This window comes from Halococcus qingdaonensis (genome assembly GCF_024508235.1).
GTDB classification, from domain to species: Archaea; Halobacteriota; Halobacteria; order Halobacteriales; family Halococcaceae; genus Halococcus; species Halococcus qingdaonensis.
Genome location: NZ_CP101943.1, coordinates 1,674,477 through 1,689,418 on the forward strand (window position 1 = coordinate 1,674,477; position 14,942 = coordinate 1,689,418).

A 14,942-nucleotide genomic window follows, 5' to 3' on the forward strand; every position below is an offset into this window, starting at 1 on the left:
GAACTAGCTCGCGCGATATGTGATGTATTGGTGGTTGTTCACAGCCAACTACGGCAGATCACCCATCGTTTCGAGTATCGCCTCCAGTTCGCCGTCGGCGACCGCGAGCGAGAAGCCGTCGGCACGGGCGAGCGTCGGCGCGTGCTCCCAGAGATCGTCGCGATCGAGCCCGTGGAGGACGACCGCGCTCGGCGTCGGCGTGACCACCCGCAGCGCGACCAGCGCGCCCTCGCCGTGGGTGACACCCGTAAAGACGAGCGCGCGATTCGTGCTCTGACCGTAGAGGCGATAGAACTCCTCGGAGGAGAGCCGCGTGATCGCCTCGATGGAGTTGATGACGGTGTGGCCGGCGACGCTTTGCTGGGTGCCCGCGACGACCTCGGTCGCGCCGATGGCGTCGTAGAACGCCCCGGTGTCGATCGCCGTAGGGTACTCCCGGAGGTCGCGGACGATGTCACCCTCGAACCCTGCCGAGAGAACGCGGGCGTACTGACGCAGGTGTTCGCCGCCGCGTGCCTCGTCGATGTCGAGCAGCGCCTCGATGACGCGACGGACGATCGCGATGCCGGGACTCTCGCGTCGCCCGCTCTCGTAATCCGACACGACGGACGCCGAGACGTCGAGTTCGTCGGCGAGCCTCGTCTGGGCGACGTCGAAATCCGTTCGCCACTTGCGGATCGTCGCGCCGGGGTCGTCGCTCAGGACGACATCGCCGGCGATCTTCCCGGCGAGATCCCGCCGCGTGCGCTCGGTCATGGCCGTGTCTCGCCCGTTTCGCGCAAAAGCCTGCTGGCATCGCCGCAAGGGCTATTCCCCGGTGCGCCGAACCCGAACCCGTGCCATCGACGGTCGTCCACTGCGCGCTCGCTGGGTTGCTCGCGGCGGGGCTGCTCGGCGATCGGTTCGACGCACGGGCGGTGGCGATCGTGCTCGCGGCCACGATCGTGCCCGATCTCGACGTCGTCGCCGGCTTCCTGATTCCGGGCGGTCACCGTTCGGTGCTCCACACGCTCCTCCTGCCGCTGACCGGCGCGGCGCTGCTCGCCTACGACACACGGATACGGAAGCGCTCGTTCGTCCGCCGGCGCTGGCACGCCCGCGGAGTGCGGATCGCCTGGGTCTCGATCGCCGCCGTCGCGTTCGCGTCGATCGGGCTCGATCTCGTCGCCGGCGGCGTGAATCTCTTCTACCCGCTCCACGACCAGTTCTACGAGCTGTCGGGCGAGTTCGTGTTCTCGAACAACCGTGGGCTCGTCCAGACGTTCGTCGATCTCGGCGGGAATAGCGGGGGCGAGGCCGCACGCGGCTCGACGGAGCAGGTCCACATCAACAGCGGCGTCGATCCCACGAGAGGGGCGGAGTCGAACACCGTCGAGCGGATCTTTCCCGTCGCACAGTCGGGCTGGCAGCTACTGTTGCTCCTGACGAGCGGTTTCGTTCTCACGGTGCGGCTGTGGGAGACGCGCTGATCTATCGTTTGATCGGGCGTGGCCGCCACGGTGAATAATGGAGAGTTGAATGGATCGATCGGTGCAACAAGAGAATATTAAGCAAGTAGTGTTCAAAAAGCATATGTGCGGTCATCTCAGCAATTGCAAGCGTGCACCGACCATCATTCAGGCGAATCCTGCTCATAACATTGATCGGAGTTTCAGTTATATCTTCTGTCGCCATTGGACAGGAGAGCGTCGAGATCGCTGGACAAGTCGAGATTTCCGATGATGAAGAAGGACCGCAGAATCTGGCGTGGGATGGTGATTCGATATGGTATTCGAACATCAATACAAAAACGATATATCAAGTTGATCCGACTTCTGGGAAAATAACACAGTCAATAGAAACAAGATTGGATTCTCCAAGTGGTATTGAAGCGACAAACGATAGTCTGTGGGTCGTTACTGATTCGTACGATGAGAAAAATTACATACACAAACTGGACCCAGAGACAGGAGAGGAGATATCGAAAATTCCGGCACCGGGAAGTTCCAGTAGGGGACTGGCTTACGATGGACAAAATCTCTGGACAATTGCAGAGAGTGAATCGGGGACAGGAATTTACAAGATCAAGCCACAATCCGGTGAAGTGGTCAAGTCACTTGAAGCAGGGAGAATCGGTTCAACAAGTGGCTTAGCTTGGGGCAAAGGGTTCCTTTGGGTTTCTGATAGCGAGCACATAGCGCAGATCGATCCATCGACTCCGTCCGGCGAACTCGTTCAGAAGTTCGAATCCCCGTATGTCGTGCCGACCGGAGTAGCATGGGATGGAGGATACCTATGGGAAACTGAAACGGTGAACAACACAATCACTCGGGTCAATATCGGACGGGTCAGTCAGACGAACTCGCCACCGAACGCATCGTTCGAACATTCACCGAACCAGCCCACAGCAGGAAATCGAATCAGTTTCGACGGATCGTCATCGACGGACTCTGACGGTGTCGTCGAAGAATATCAGTGGGATTTCGACGGTGACGGGATTTCTGACGCACAAGGAGAACAGGCTACGTACACGTACGAGTCGCCCGGTAACTATGCCGTAAATCTGACCGTTGTGGATGACAAAGAAGTGACTGGCTCTACCACGAAGCAGATCAGCGTAGGTGAAGCAAATGCTGACCAACCGAACGCTGGTTCTGCTGGAGCGGATTCAGCCGACACGAGGAGACAGTCGACCCCAACTGCAACACATACGGCGCAACCGGTAGAGGAATCGACCAGCCAGTCGTCGGATTCGAGGCAAGAGGACAGTGGCACGAAAGAACGAACGGCAGTGGGGAACGGTGAGAGCAGAGCTCAACAGGAGCGGGGCTTTCTCACCAACAGTGATTCAGGTTTACTCAATTTCCTCGGTGATCCGCTCTTCCTAACTGTCGGTGGCTTCATTGCTTCGGCAATAGGGATCCTGCTTCAACTGTTCGGGGGACAGTAGCGATGGCAAGAGGAAAGTACACGAAGTGGAGTTTCTTGCTGGGAGTCCCGTTCCTACTGGTCGGTATGTACCTATACCTGTTCGGCGGTTCGTTTCCTGAAGAGTTGTCGTATCCGTTCATACTGTTTGGAGTCTTCATCTCATTGATCGGGCTTTACGTGTATCTCCGCGCTGCACCAGAAGCACCCAATCTCAGAGAAGGTGAAGAGATCGTCGCAACTCAGCATCCCGTGCAGCGGGTAGCTATCGTCGAGGTTCTCTTCGGGGGTCTCGTGCTCGGTGTTGGGATCTACTGGCTTCTCTTCACATTCCGCCCATATGTATATCCAACAGTGGCATTCGTTCTAGGACTGTACCTGTTTTCAAGCGGCCTTTACACGTATTGGGCGAACTCTCTCACGACGTACTACGTCACCAACCAGCGAGTGATTAGTGAATACCGATTCTTATCGTTAGCCAAGCGTGAGATCTCCCTGAACAAGGTTCGAGGAGTCGAAGAACGGAGATCAGTCGTCGAAACGCTCGTCGGGTTGGGGAACGTTCACATCGCCAGTGGCGGTGGCAAGTCACTAGAGATCGAGATGAAAAACATGAAGAATTCGAGCGATTTCGTAGACGATCTGCGACGGATGATCTAAGTCGGTTCGAACATCGCACGTCACCACCGGGTGAATCAATCGTCGAAACGAACCTGGACATGTGCTTGACCCCGAAAAATCCGTATCCCGAATAGAGAATACGCCCTGCGAAACTTTGACGGAACACGTAACACCTCGGTGGGCGAAGCGCGCTCATGGAGACGCGACCGTACGATCCGGAGACGGATGCCGCAGGGCTGTGGGAGCTCAAAGAACGGTTCGAGCACGAACTGGGGGCGCTCGGCGGCGATGAGAAGGCCGATAGTTACGAAGGAAAACTCACCGACGACTACCGCGAGCGCTATCTCGACTGGGTCGGGCGGTGTGTCGAGCGCGATCCGGACAGCGTCACGGTCGCGGCTGATGGGAACGATCTCGCGGGCTACGTCTTCGTCCTCCCCGAGGAGCTGGCGATGATCTGGGACGCGGCAGTGTTGAACGAACTCTACGTGCGCGAATCCTCCCGCGGGACCGATCTCGCCGACGAGCTCATGACGGCAGCCTACGACTGTGCCCGCAATCAGGAGCTGCCGCTCGATCGCATCATGCTCGACGTCGATCACGAGAACGGTCCCGCCGGCGGGCTCTACGCCCGTCACGGGTTCGAGTCGTGGGGCGAGCTACGCGCCCGCGATCTTTGAACGGCGACGAGTACAGCACCACCGAGCGGGCCGAAGACGAGCGGATAGACGACTCCCGCCACGAGCGCGGGCGTGAGATTCGGACCGACGGCCGCGATGAGCACCGTGACCTGCGTGAGGAAGACGCCGACGAACGCGAGCGCGAAGTAGCCCGGCAGGATCGTCCCGCCCGCGGCCGCAGCGATCGAAACACGCCTCGCACCGGCGCGGTGGGCGGCGAGCGCGCCAGCGACGAGTAGGAGTAGCGGCGGAAGGGCGAAGAGCAGCGTGCGCCAGCCGCCGGCGCTCACCTCGACGACGTCCGTCGAGAGATCCATCGCGCTGCTCGTCACCGAGACGTCGACGAAATGTGCGCCGTAGAAGAACCAGCCCGTGACCTTCCAAGGTGCGACGCCACTCCCCCCGAGCAGCGAGAGCGTCGCGTCGACGTTCATTCGCGAGAGCTCGGAACGAACGCGCGAAATCGTCAGCAGATAGGTGAGGAGATAGCCGAGCAGGTAGGCTGCAGCGCCGACGAGCGCGCCCGCCCTGAACGGGAGCCGGGCGATCAGTCGACCGCTCGCGCCGGTCATCGTCTGCTTCTCGAAGCCCCGCTGAAAGTAGCTTCCGGCGGGTCGAACGGGCGCTTTATCCCGTCGCGTCCAGGTATTCGTCCTGCGTGATGGTGTAGCGATACTCGTCGGCGATCTCCTCGTCGTATGGAAGCCAATTTCTGAGTAGTCCCTCACGGCGACCGCCGTGGACCTCGACGTAGTTCTCGACCGCGTGCCGTGATTTCTCGTTGTCCGCGTGGTGGGTGACGGCGACGACTTCCAGGTCCAGTCGGTCGAAGGCGAGTTCGATGAGCGCCGCGGCGCGCTCGCCGGAGTAGCCACGGCCCCAGAAGCGCTTGCGGAGCCACGTACCGAGCGTTCCCGTGCGCCGATCCCAGTCGATCGTGAGCCCGCCAGCGCCGGCGAACGCGCCGGCACCGTCCTCGTCCTCGCGCGGGCGGATCACGTAGGTCGCGGCCTCGCCCTCGTCCCACTGTTTCTCGCAACGGTCGATGAACTCCCTCGATTCGTTGACCGTCTCGTGGGGGTCCCACGGCATGTATTCGGTGACTTCGGCCATCGCCTCCTCGCCGTCGGCGTCGGAACAGATCTCGTAGAACTCGAATAGATCGAGGCTCTCGTGCGAGAGTCGTTCGAGAACCAATCTGTCGGTCTCGATGCGTTCGGGGAACACGTGCTGAGATCCCACGGTGGTGTCAAAAACGTTCGGCCGTGCTCCGGAATCACTAAACGCGACTCGCCCGTAGCGCCGTCAATGGATTGGACCGAGAAGTATCGTCCGTCGACGCTCTCCGAGGTCCGGGGTAACAACAAGGCTCGTGACGCGCTCGCCGAGTGGGCCGAGACGTGGGACGAGCATCGAGAGGCGGTCGTCCTCCACGGCGCACCCGGTGTCGGCAAGACCTCGGCGGCACACGCGCTCGCGGCCGATATGGACTGGCCGACGATCGAACTCAATGCCTCGAACCAGCGCACGAAATCCGTCGTCGAGCGCGTGGCGGGCGAGGCGGCGAAATCGGGGACGCTGACGGGCGGGAGCGCCGGCCGACGGCTCGTGATCATGGACGAGGCCGACAACCTCCACGGAAACGTCGATCGCGGCGGCTCGCGAGCCATCACGGGGCTGGTGAAGGAGGCCAGCCAGCCGATGGTTCTGATCGCCAACGAGTTCTACGACATGTCGAAGAGCCTCCGGAACGCCTGCGAGACGATCGAGTTCCGCGACGTCTCCGCGCGCTCGATCCTCCCCGTGCTCCGTGACATCTGCCGGCGTGAGGAAGTGGAATACGACGACGAGGCGCTCGACGCCATCGCCGAGCGCAACAGCGGCGATCTCCGCGGTGCGGTCAACGACCTTCAGGCGCTCGCCGAGAGCACCGAGAGACTCACCGCCGACGACGTGGTGACGAGCGATCGCGACAAAACCACCGGCATCTTCGATTTCCTGGACGCGCTCATCAAGGAGGAGGACGCCGAGGGTGCGCTCCGATCGTCCTACGATGTCGACGAGACGCCCGACGACCTCATCAACTGGATCGAGGACAACGTCCCGAAGGACTACGCGGGGGCGGAGCTCGCCGACGCCTTCGACAATCTGGCGAACGCCGATCGCTGGCTCGGGCGCGTGCGAGCCACGCAGAACTACTCGTACTGGCGGTACGCGGGCGACGCGATGACCGCCGGTGTCGCCGCCTCGCGCCGGGAGTCGAAGGGTGGCTGGACGCGCTACGGCCCGCCGAGCTACTGGTCGAAACTCGGGCGCTCGCGGGCCACTCGCGACAAACGCGACTACATCGCCAGGCAGATCGCCACGACGAGCGGCACGAGCATGGCGAGCGCTCGTCGGGAGATAATGCCGTTCCTATCGACGATGACCCACCACTGCACGAACCGCGAACTCACGGTAGCGATGGCCACCCGCTACGACATGGACGCCGAACACGTCGCCTTCGTCACCGGCAGCGGCGAGGACACCAACAAGGTCCAGTCGATCGTCGAGGACGCCACGAAACGCGGCGAGGAGGCCGCCGTCGCGGGCTCGGAAGGTGCGTTCGAGGGTGCGACGCGAACCACGAGTGACGGGTCGGATGACCCCAACGAATCAGGCGAAAATGACGTGACGGACGAAGAGAACACGGCTAGCGACGAAGCCACGGCCGACGATGAGAGTGCGGACGACACCGAGGAGTCCGACGACTCCCAGTCCGGTCTCGGCGATTTCTCCTGAGTTCGGAACGAGAAGGGTTTCGCGAAGAACGACTGTCCGCAGTCAGTGCACGGGTATTTCGATCCCGGTGGGAACAGCTGACGACACGGCAACTGGACTGACAGTACGAAACGAACGTCGTCAGTCGGCGGTCGTCGCGGCGGTGGTATCGCTGCTCGTCGGGGCCTCGTCGGGCGATTCGTAGGCCCAGACGGTGGTCGCCACGAGCGCGGCGAAGATGACGAGCGCGGCGGCGTGGTGGGTCACCTGGACGAGCGCCGTGTAGGTCGTGACGGTCGCCCCGCCGAGCAGGATCTGGACGGGGAGGACGACCAGCGCGACCGTGCTGGCGAGGCGGGTTCTGCGGCTCTTGTGACCGCGCCAGGCGGCGTAGGTCGTCCCGAGGATCATGAAGCCGGTGACCATCGCGACGAGTCGGTGGAACCACTCGATGAAGCTCGGCCAGTTCGCCGGGAACAGCCCGAAGACGCCGCCGTTACAGAGCGGCCAGTTGGCCCCGCAGGACAGACCCGCGCCCGCGGCGGCGGTGTACACGCCGAGGAGGATGAGCGCGAACGTCATCCCCGTCGTGACGGCAGCGAGGTGGCGGAATCGAACCATCGCCGAGGGTTAGGGGCGGTGGTACTTACGTCTGTTCGACTCGCCGCGGCCGCGACCGTTTTGGGTCGCTCACCCGATTGACGACCGTGCACACTGACCCGGAAAAGATCGCCCGTCTCGACGAGTATCTCGCCGGAACCGACTGCGAGGCGATCTGGTTCGCCCGCCCGTCGAACTTCGCGTGGCTCACCGGCGCGAGCAACGTCGTCGACCGCGAGGCACGTGTGGGCGTCGCGGCGGCCGGCTACGACGGCACTCTCCACGTTCTCACCAGCAACAACGAAGCACCACGGTTCAGAAACGAGGTGCTCGATGACGTCCCCGTCGGGACGTTTCCGTGGTACGAACGATCACTGGGCGAAGCCATCGCCGAGCGGTCGTCAACTCCGTTCGAGGCCGACTTCGAGGTGCCCGGTGCGGAGCGCGTGGCCGCCACTCGACTCCGCACGCCGCTCACGGACCCCGATATCGAGCGCTATCGTGAACTCGGGGCGGAGACCGCGACCGTTCTCGAAGACGTCTGTCGAACCGTCGGGCGATCCGATTCCGAGCGGGAGGTCGCCGCACGGCTCGAAGAGGGACTGTTCGCCCGCGGGATCGACACGCCGGTCCTTCTCGTCGGTGGCGAGGAGCGCGCACCGAACTACCGCCATTTCCCACCGACCGAGGCCGAAATCGGGGGCTACGCACTGGTGTCGATCACCGCACAGCGCGATGGGCTCCACGCGAGCGCGACGCGAACGATCGCCCTCGATCCGCCCAACTGGCTCGCTGCACGCCACGAGGCAGCCATGCAGGTCGAGGCAACAGCGATCGCGGCGACGAAACGATTCACCGAGGAGGACGGAACCGCCAGCGACGTCTTTCGGGCGATCCAGGACGCCTACGCGGCCGTCGACCATCCCGAGGAGTGGGCACGCCACCATCAAGGCGGTGCCACCGGTTTTGCGGGTCGGGAGTGGAAGGCGAGGCCCGACGAGGAGGCGGCGATCGAGGCACCGATGGCGTACGCGTGGAATCCGACGGTGCAGGGCGCGAAAAGCGAGGACACCGTCCTGATCGACGAAGGGCTGGAGACGCTGACGGCGACCGGCGACTGGCCGACCTGCGAGATCGAGGTTGATGGCGAAACGATCGTCCGTCACGACCTCGGCCCGTAACGACTGAGTTCGTCAGTCGTCGAATATCGGTTTCGGTTGGTTTTTTAGTGGTGTCGGCCGTGACGGTAGACATGGGACTGGACGAGGACGCACTCGACTACCACCGCGAGGACCCACCCGGCAAGATCGAGATCTCGACGACCAAACCCACGAGCACCCAGCGCGACCTCTCGCTGGCCTACTCGCCTGGCGTCGCCACTCCGTGTAACCACATTCACGACGACCCCGACGATGCCTACACCTACACCGCCAAAGGCAACATGGTCGGCGTCGTCTCCAACGGCTCCGCCGTTCTCGGATTGGGCGACATCGGCGCGCAGGCCTCGAAACCAGTCATGGAGGGGAAGGGCGTCCTGTTCAAACGGTTCGCCGACATCGACGTCTTCGACATCGAACTTGACGAGGACGATCCCCAGGAGATCATCCGGACTGTCGAGGCGATGGAGCCCACCTTCGGCGGCATCAATCTCGAAGATATCAAAGCCCCCGAATGCTTCGAGATCGAAGAAAGCCTCCGCGAGTCGATGTCGATTCCCGTCTTCCACGACGATCAGCACGGGACCGCCATCATCAGCGGTGCTGCCCTGCTCAATGCCAGCGACATCGCTGAGAAAGAGCTTGAAGACCTGGAGATCGTTTTCTCAGGGGCTGGTGCGAGCGCGATCGCCACCGCACGGTTCTATCTCTCGCTCGGCGCACAGAAAGAGAACATCACCATGTGCGACTCCTCGGGCATCATCACCGAGGAACGTGCTTCTCACGGCGACGTCAACGAGTTCAAAACCGAGTTCGCTCGTGACGTCCCTGAGGGGAGTTTGGAGGATGCGATCGAGGACGCCGATGTCTTCGTCGGGCTCTCGGTCGGTGGCATCGTCTCCCAGGAGATGGTCCGCTCGATGGCCGACGACCCGATCATCTTCGCGATGGCTAACCCCGATCCCGAGATCAACTACGAGGACGCCAAGGCCGCTCGCGACGACACCGTGATCATGGCCACCGGGCGCTCCGACTACCCAAACATGGTCAACAACGTTCTCGGATTCCCCTTCATCTTCCGTGGCGCGCTCGACGTCCGCGCCAGCGAGATCAACGAACAGATGAAAGTCGCCGCCGCCCGCGCGCTCGCCGAACTCGCCCGCAAGGATGTTCCCGATGCCGTCGTGAAAGCCTATGGTGACCAACCACTGCAGTACGGTCCCGAATACATCATCCCCAAACCCGTCGACCCCAGGGTGCTCTTCGAGATCACGCCTGCCGTCGCGCAGGCCGCCATCGACAGTGGTGCTGCCCGCGCCGACGTCGATATCGACGACTACACCGAAGAGCTCGAAGCCCGTCTCGGCAAGTCCCGCGAGATGATGCGCGTCGTTCTCAACAAAGCGAAATCCGATCCCAAACGACTCGTCCTCGCCGAGGGTGACGACGAGAAGATGATCCGCGCCGCCCACCAGATCGACGATCAGGGTATCGCTCACCCCGTTCTTATCGGCGATCGCGAACGGATCTGGGAGACGATGGATTCGCTCGGGCTCGATTTCGACCCGGAGATCGTCGATCCTGACGAGGCAAACCTCGAACCCTACGCCGATCGGATCCACGAGCTCCGCCAGCGCAAGGGCATCACCAGAACCGAGGCTGCGGACTTCGCCCGCGAGAAGAACTACCTCGGCAGCGTGATGGTCGAGATGGGCGACGCCGACGCCATGCTCACCGGGCTGATGCACGACTACCCCTCCGCGCTCCGCCCGCCGCTCCAGATCGTCGGTACCGCCGACGACGCGAACTACGCCGCCGGTGTCTACATGCTCGCGTTCAAAAATCGAGTGATCTTCTGCGCCGACGCGACCGTCAACCAGGACCCCGACACCGACGTCCTCGCCGAGACCGCACAACACACCGCGGAGCTGGCCCGGCGGTTCAACGTCGAACCGCGAGCGGCCCTGCTGTCCTATTCGGACTTCGGCAGCGTCGACAACGAGGGCACCCGCAAACCCCGTGAGGCCGCACAGAGGCTCCGTAAGGACCCCAGCGTCGAGTTCCCCGTCGACGGTGAGATGCAGGCCGACACCGCCGTCGTCGAAGAGATGTTGGAGGGGACCTACGAGTTCTCCGAACTCGATGAACCCGCGAACGTCCTCGTCTTCCCGAACTTGGAGGCTGGCAACATCGGCTACAAACTGCTCCAGCGACTGGGTGGTGCCGAGGCCATCGGCCCCATGCTCGTCGGCATGGACAAACCCGTCCACGTTCTCCAGCGCGGTGACGAGGTCAAGGACATCGTCAATCTGGCGAGCGTCGCCGTCGTCGACGCCCAAGAGAACGGCATCGAGAACTGACCCGCCGGTAGCGGATTTTTTCGCCGTCGAAAGGGATTTTGCGATGTGGATTCAGTCGAGAACGACCAGTACGTCGCCCATATCGACCGATTCGCCCTCGGTCGCGGCGACCTCGACGACCTCGCCGCCATGGGATGCCACGACGTCGTTCTCCATCTTCATCGCTTCGAGCACGCAGAGCACGTCACCGGCGGCGACCTCGTCGCCCGCAGCGACGTTCACGTCCAAAATCGTCCCCTGCATCTCCGCGGTGACCTGCTCGCCCTCGGCGGTGCTCGCGCTACTGCTCCCGCCGTCGTCGCTCCCGCCGCTCGGACCGGCGGAGCTGAGCTGTTGGGTGTTGCCGCCGCTCCCGCCGGAACTCGCCTGCACCGGCGGTGCGCCGTGCTCTTCGAGATTGACCTCGAAGCGCTTGTCGTTGACCTCGACGACGAAGTCACGCTTGGTGACCTCCTCGTCCTCGTCGTCGCCGTCGGTCTCGTCCGCACCCCACTTCTCCTGGGCCTCGTCGATGCGTTCGGGATCGAGCTCCTCGTCGAGGTAGTTCGTCGTGTGCTCGCCGGCGGCGAACGCCTCGTCGTCGAGCATCAGCCGGTGGAACGGGATGATGGTGGTGATCCCCTCGATGTCGAACTCCGCGAGCGCGCGCCGACTCCGAATGAGACACTCCTCGCGATCCTGGCCCCAGACGATCAGCTTGGCGATCATCGAGTCGTAATCGCCGCCGATGTCGTCGCCCTGTCGGAGCGCGTCGTCGAGGCGAACGCCGATGCCGCCGGGCGGATCGTACGTGTCGAGCGTGCCCGTCGCGGGCGCGAACTCCTCGGCCGCGTTCTCGGCGTTGATGCGGAACTCGATCGCGTGGCCGTCGAGTTCGACGTCGTCCTGGGCGAACGGTAGCTCCGCGCCGGCCGCGACCCGAAGCTGCTGTTTCACGATATCGATACCGGTCAGTTCCTCGGAGACGGTGTGTTCGACCTGGATCCGCGTGTTGACTTCGAGGAAATAGAAGCTACTGCCCTCGTCGAGCAGTCCGTCCTCGTTGCGGTCGGCGTCCTCGACGAGGAACTCGAAGGTGCCGGCGTTGTAGTAGTCGGCGGCGTCGGCCCCGCGCCGGGCGGCCTCCTGGATTTCGGCGCGCAGGTCGTCCGTAAGCGCGGGACTCGGCCCCTCCTCGATGACCTTCTGCTGGCGGCGCTGGAGTGAACAGTCCCGTTCACCGATATGGCGGACGTTGCCGTGGTGGTCGGCGATGATCTGGACTTCGATGTGGCGCGGTGATTCGAGGAACTTCTCGACGTAGACCGAGGAGTTGTCGAAATACGCCTCGCCCTCGCGCTGAGCGCTCTCGAACTGGTCCTCGATCTCGTCTTCGTTCTCGACGACCTTCAGCCCGCGCCCGCCACCGCCGCCCTCGGCCTTGATCGCGACCGGATAGCCCGCCTCGTCGGCGAATTCACGGATCTCGTCGGCCGACTCGACCGGATCCTCGGTGCCCGGTACTGTTGGAACGTCGGCGGCGGCCATCTCCTTTCGCGCGCTCGTCTTCTCGCCGAGCTGCTCCATCGATCCGCTCGACGGGCCGACCCACGTCATCTCGCTGTCCTCGACGCGGGCGGCGAAGTCGGCGTTCTCGGCGAGGAAGCCATATCCTGGGTGGACGGCGTCCGCACCGGCCTTCTCGCCCGCCTCGACGATCGCCGCCCCGTCGAGATACGAGTCGGCGGCCCGCGCGGGGCCGACGTTGTACGCTTCGTCGGCGTATCTGGCGTGGCCGGCGTTCTTGTCGGCCTCGGAGTAGACGGCGACGGTGCCGATGCCGAGTTCCTCACAGGCGCGCATCACGCGCACGGCGATCTCCCCGCGGTTGGCGACGAGGACCTTCTCGAACATTCTATCGACAATACCGGGACTTCCGTGATAAATCTATCCGCATGAACTCACAGCGGTCGGCGAGCTTACAGTCTGTCGGCCCGACCGGCCGCGCTCCAGGGATCGGTCGGCGTATCGAGCGTCACTCGGACGGAACGCCCGCCGAGCGCACGGAGCCGACCGGCGAACCGCCAGCGCTCGCCCGTCCACGACGGCGTCTCGTCCTCGTCGGCGAGCGCCGCACGCTCGCGGTCGGCGAGATGGGCGCTCATCGCGGCGGCGATGGCAGCGGCCTCGTCGGCAGCGGCGTCGTCGGGAAGCGCTGCCGCGATCTCGTCGGCTCTGGACGGGTTCGACGCCATCACAGCGGGATGTTGCCGTGTTTGCGCTCCGGCGTCTGTTTGCGCTTGCTCGACAGCATTTCGAGGTCCTCGATCAGCGTCGGGCGCGTTTCCTGTGGTTCGATCACGTCGTCGACGAAGCCGCGCTCGGCGGCCGTGTAGGGGTTGGCGAAGGTGTCGCGATACTCGTCGATCAGCTCGTCGCGGCGAGCGTCGGTGTCGTCGGCCGCGGCGAGCTCGTCGTCGTAGAGGACGTTGACCGCGCCTTTCGGCCCCATGACGGCGATCTCGGCGGTCGGCCACGCGTAGTTCACGTCCGCCTCGATGTGTTTCGAAGCCATCACGTCGTACGCGCCGCCGTAGGCCTTCCGCGTGATCGTCGTCAGCAGCGGCACCGTCGCCTCGGAGAAGGCGTAGAGGAGTTTCGCACCGTGTTTGATGATCCCGCCCGATTCCTGTTCCTTGCCGGGCATGAATCCGGGTACGTCGACGAAGGTGAGGATCGGGATGTTGAACGCGTCACAGAAACGGACGAACCGCGAGCCCTTGAGCGAGGCGTCGATATCGAGCGTGCCGGCGTTGAATCGGGGCTGGTTGGCGACCACACCGACCGATCGGCCGTCGAGGCGCGCAAAGGCAGTCACGAGATTGCGGGCGTAGGACTCGGCGACCGAGAAGAACGAGCCCTCGTCGACGATGCGCTCGATGACGTCGGTCATGTCGTAGGGTTTGCGCGGCGAGTCCGGAACGAGATCAAGCAGCTCCTCGTCCTCACGTTCGGGATCGTCCCACGGCTCGACGCGTGGCGGGTCCTCGACGTTGTTCTGCGGGAGATAGGAGAGCAGCCGCCTGATGTCGTCGAGTGCCTCCTTCTCGTCGCTCTCGGCGAAGTGGGCGACGCCGCTGTCGGAGGTGTGGGCCGCCGCCCCGCCGAGCTCCTCGAAGGAGACCTCCTCGCCGGTGACGGTCTCGATGACCGACGGCCCGGTGATCATCATGTGGCTGGTCTCCTCGACCATGAAGATGAAATCGGTGATCGCCGGCGAGTAGACCGCGCCACCCGCGCAGGGACCCATGATCGCCGATATCTGCGGGACGACGCCCGAGGCCTGCTGATTCCGGTGGAAGACCTCGGCGTAACCCGCCAACGAGTCGATGCCTTCCTGAATACGCGCACCAGCGGAGTCGTTGAGTCCGATGATGGGTGCGCCCACCTCCATCGCCTCGTCCATCACCTTACAGACCTTCTGGGCGAACACCTCGCCCAGCGAGCCGCCGAACACGGTGAAGTCGTGAGCGAAGACGAACACCGTCCGGCCGTCGACCTCGCCGTAGCCCGTGACGACGCCGTCGCCCGGCACTTCCCGCTCGTCCATGTCGAAATTCGTGCTCCGGTGGGTGCGGAGCTGGTCGAACTCGTGGAACGTGTCCTCGTCGAGGAAGTAGTCGATGCGCTCGCGGGCGGTCAGCTTCCCCTTCTCGTGTTGGGATTCGATGCGCTCCTCGCCGCCGCCGAGCTCGGCCGCGCGCTTGCGCTCGCGGAGGTCGGCGATGGGGTCGGCGTCGGTATCGTCAGTCATGGGTCGTCCCCCCGAGGCCGTGCATACCAGGCGTGGTCGGGCAGCGAAAAAGGGTCTTCCGATG

The 14,942-nt window shown here is 63.6% G+C and carries 14 protein-coding genes; 7 read left to right on the forward strand and 7 right to left on the reverse strand.

All coding sequences use genetic code 11. The annotated features are described in order from the left end of the window. Positions 1–48: 48 nt before the first annotated feature. Positions 49–756 (reverse strand): helix-turn-helix domain-containing protein, encoded by a 708-nt coding sequence (locus NO363_RS08580; RefSeq protein WP_256684415.1) that lies wholly within the window; start codon positions 754–756, stop codon positions 49–51. A gap of 80 nt (positions 757–836) precedes the next feature. Between NO363_RS08580 and NO363_RS08585 the strand changes: the two genes are divergently transcribed. From NO363_RS08585 to NO363_RS08600, 4 genes are all read left to right on the forward strand, one after another. After that, positions 837–1,469: a metal-dependent hydrolase gene (locus NO363_RS08585; RefSeq protein ID WP_256684417.1), complete on the forward strand. Its 633-nt coding sequence runs from the start codon at positions 837–839 to the stop codon at positions 1,467–1,469. Between the two features lie 131 nt (positions 1,470–1,600). Beyond that, positions 1,601–2,929, forward strand: coding sequence for a PKD domain-containing protein (locus NO363_RS08590; RefSeq protein WP_256684418.1), 1,329 nt, complete (start codon positions 1,601–1,603; stop codon positions 2,927–2,929). 2 nt (positions 2,930–2,931) lie between these two features. Then, a complete protein-coding gene (locus NO363_RS08595) occupies positions 2,932–3,567 on the forward strand; it encodes a PH domain-containing protein (RefSeq protein ID WP_256684419.1) in 636 nt (211 codons plus the stop codon). A 155-nt stretch (positions 3,568–3,722) separates the two neighbouring features. Further along, positions 3,723–4,208 carry a GNAT family N-acetyltransferase gene (locus NO363_RS08600; RefSeq protein ID WP_256684420.1) on the forward strand — a complete coding sequence of 162 codons (486 nt, stop codon included), beginning with the start codon at positions 3,723–3,725 and terminating at the stop codon, positions 4,206–4,208. Here NO363_RS08600 and NO363_RS08605 read toward each other — a convergent pair. Both NO363_RS08605 and NO363_RS08610 read right to left on the reverse strand, forming a co-directional pair. Further along, positions 4,163–4,780 (reverse strand): DUF7978 family protein, encoded by a 618-nt coding sequence (locus tag NO363_RS08605; RefSeq protein WP_256684422.1) that lies wholly within the window; start codon positions 4,778–4,780, stop codon positions 4,163–4,165. The two genes, NO363_RS08600 and NO363_RS08605, sit on opposite strands and share 46 nt — an antisense overlap. 55 nt (positions 4,781–4,835) lie before the next feature. Beyond that, positions 4,836–5,435, reverse strand: coding sequence for a GNAT family N-acetyltransferase (locus NO363_RS08610; RefSeq protein WP_256684423.1), 600 nt, complete (start codon positions 5,433–5,435; stop codon positions 4,836–4,838). An 81-nt stretch (positions 5,436–5,516) separates the two neighbouring features. Here NO363_RS08610 and NO363_RS08615 point away from each other — a divergent pair, with 81 nt between their 5' ends. After that, positions 5,517–6,989: a replication factor C large subunit gene (locus NO363_RS08615; RefSeq protein ID WP_256684426.1), complete on the forward strand. Its 1,473-nt coding sequence runs from the start codon at positions 5,517–5,519 to the stop codon at positions 6,987–6,989. 120 nt (positions 6,990–7,109) lie between these two features. On the opposite strand, the gene NO363_RS08620 is transcribed toward NO363_RS08615, so the two are convergent. After that, positions 7,110–7,589 carry a COX15/CtaA family protein gene (locus tag NO363_RS08620; protein WP_256684427.1) on the reverse strand — a complete coding sequence of 160 codons (480 nt, stop codon included), beginning with the start codon at positions 7,587–7,589 and terminating at the stop codon, positions 7,110–7,112. Positions 7,590–7,675: 86 nt separating this feature from the next. Between NO363_RS08620 and NO363_RS08625 the strand changes: the two genes are divergently transcribed. Further along, complete coding sequence (locus tag NO363_RS08625; protein ID WP_256684428.1) at positions 7,676–8,749, forward strand: M24 family metallopeptidase; 1,074 nt, start codon at positions 7,676–7,678, stop codon at positions 8,747–8,749. A 71-nt stretch (positions 8,750–8,820) separates the two neighbouring features. Beyond that, the gene (locus NO363_RS08630; protein ID WP_256684430.1) at positions 8,821–11,085 is read left to right on the forward strand and encodes an NADP-dependent malic enzyme; all 2,265 of its coding nucleotides are present in this window, start codon (positions 8,821–8,823) and stop codon (positions 11,083–11,085) included. A gap of 51 nt (positions 11,086–11,136) precedes the next feature. On the opposite strand, the gene NO363_RS08635 is transcribed toward NO363_RS08630, so the two are convergent. From NO363_RS08635 to NO363_RS08645, 3 genes are all read right to left on the reverse strand, one after another. Further along, on the reverse strand, positions 11,137–12,978 hold the full coding sequence (locus NO363_RS08635; RefSeq protein WP_256684431.1) for an acetyl/propionyl/methylcrotonyl-CoA carboxylase subunit alpha: 1,842 nt from the start codon (positions 12,976–12,978) through the stop codon (positions 11,137–11,139). Between the two features lie 65 nt (positions 12,979–13,043). Beyond that, positions 13,044–13,319, reverse strand: a complete 276-nt coding sequence (locus NO363_RS08640) for a DUF8022 family protein (RefSeq protein ID WP_256684432.1) — start codon at positions 13,317–13,319, stop codon at positions 13,044–13,046. Continuing rightward, positions 13,319–14,878, reverse strand: coding sequence for an acyl-CoA carboxylase subunit beta (locus NO363_RS08645; protein ID WP_256684433.1), 1,560 nt, complete (start codon positions 14,876–14,878; stop codon positions 13,319–13,321). Before NO363_RS08645 ends, NO363_RS08640 begins: the two co-directional genes overlap by 1 nt. Positions 14,879–14,942 lie beyond the last annotated feature (64 nt).

Bases quoted from the DNA above. Each gene is read 5' to 3' on its own strand.
- NO363_RS08580 (WP_256684415.1), bottom strand. From the start codon at position 756: ATGACCGAGCGCACGCGGCGGGATCTCGCCGGGAAGATCGCCGGCGAT.
- NO363_RS08595 (WP_256684419.1), top strand. From the start codon at position 2,932: ATGGCAAGAGGAAAGTACACGAAGTGGAGTTTCTTGCTGGGAGTCCCG.
- NO363_RS08600 (WP_256684420.1), top strand. From the start codon at position 3,723: ATGGAGACGCGACCGTACGATCCGGAGACGGATGCCGCAGGGCTGTGG.
- NO363_RS08605 (WP_256684422.1), bottom strand. From the start codon at position 4,780: ATGACCGGCGCGAGCGGTCGACTGATCGCCCGGCTCCCGTTCAGGGCG.
- NO363_RS08615 (WP_256684426.1), top strand. From the start codon at position 5,517: ATGGATTGGACCGAGAAGTATCGTCCGTCGACGCTCTCCGAGGTCCGG.
- NO363_RS08620 (WP_256684427.1), bottom strand. From the start codon at position 7,589: ATGGTTCGATTCCGCCACCTCGCTGCCGTCACGACGGGGATGACGTTC.
- NO363_RS08630 (WP_256684430.1), top strand. From the start codon at position 8,821: ATGGGACTGGACGAGGACGCACTCGACTACCACCGCGAGGACCCACCC.
- NO363_RS08635 (WP_256684431.1), bottom strand. From the start codon at position 12,978: ATGTTCGAGAAGGTCCTCGTCGCCAACCGCGGGGAGATCGCCGTGCGC.
- NO363_RS08640 (WP_256684432.1), bottom strand. From the start codon at position 13,319: ATGGCGTCGAACCCGTCCAGAGCCGACGAGATCGCGGCAGCGCTTCCC.
- NO363_RS08645 (WP_256684433.1), bottom strand. From the start codon at position 14,878: ATGACTGACGATACCGACGCCGACCCCATCGCCGACCTCCGCGAGCGC.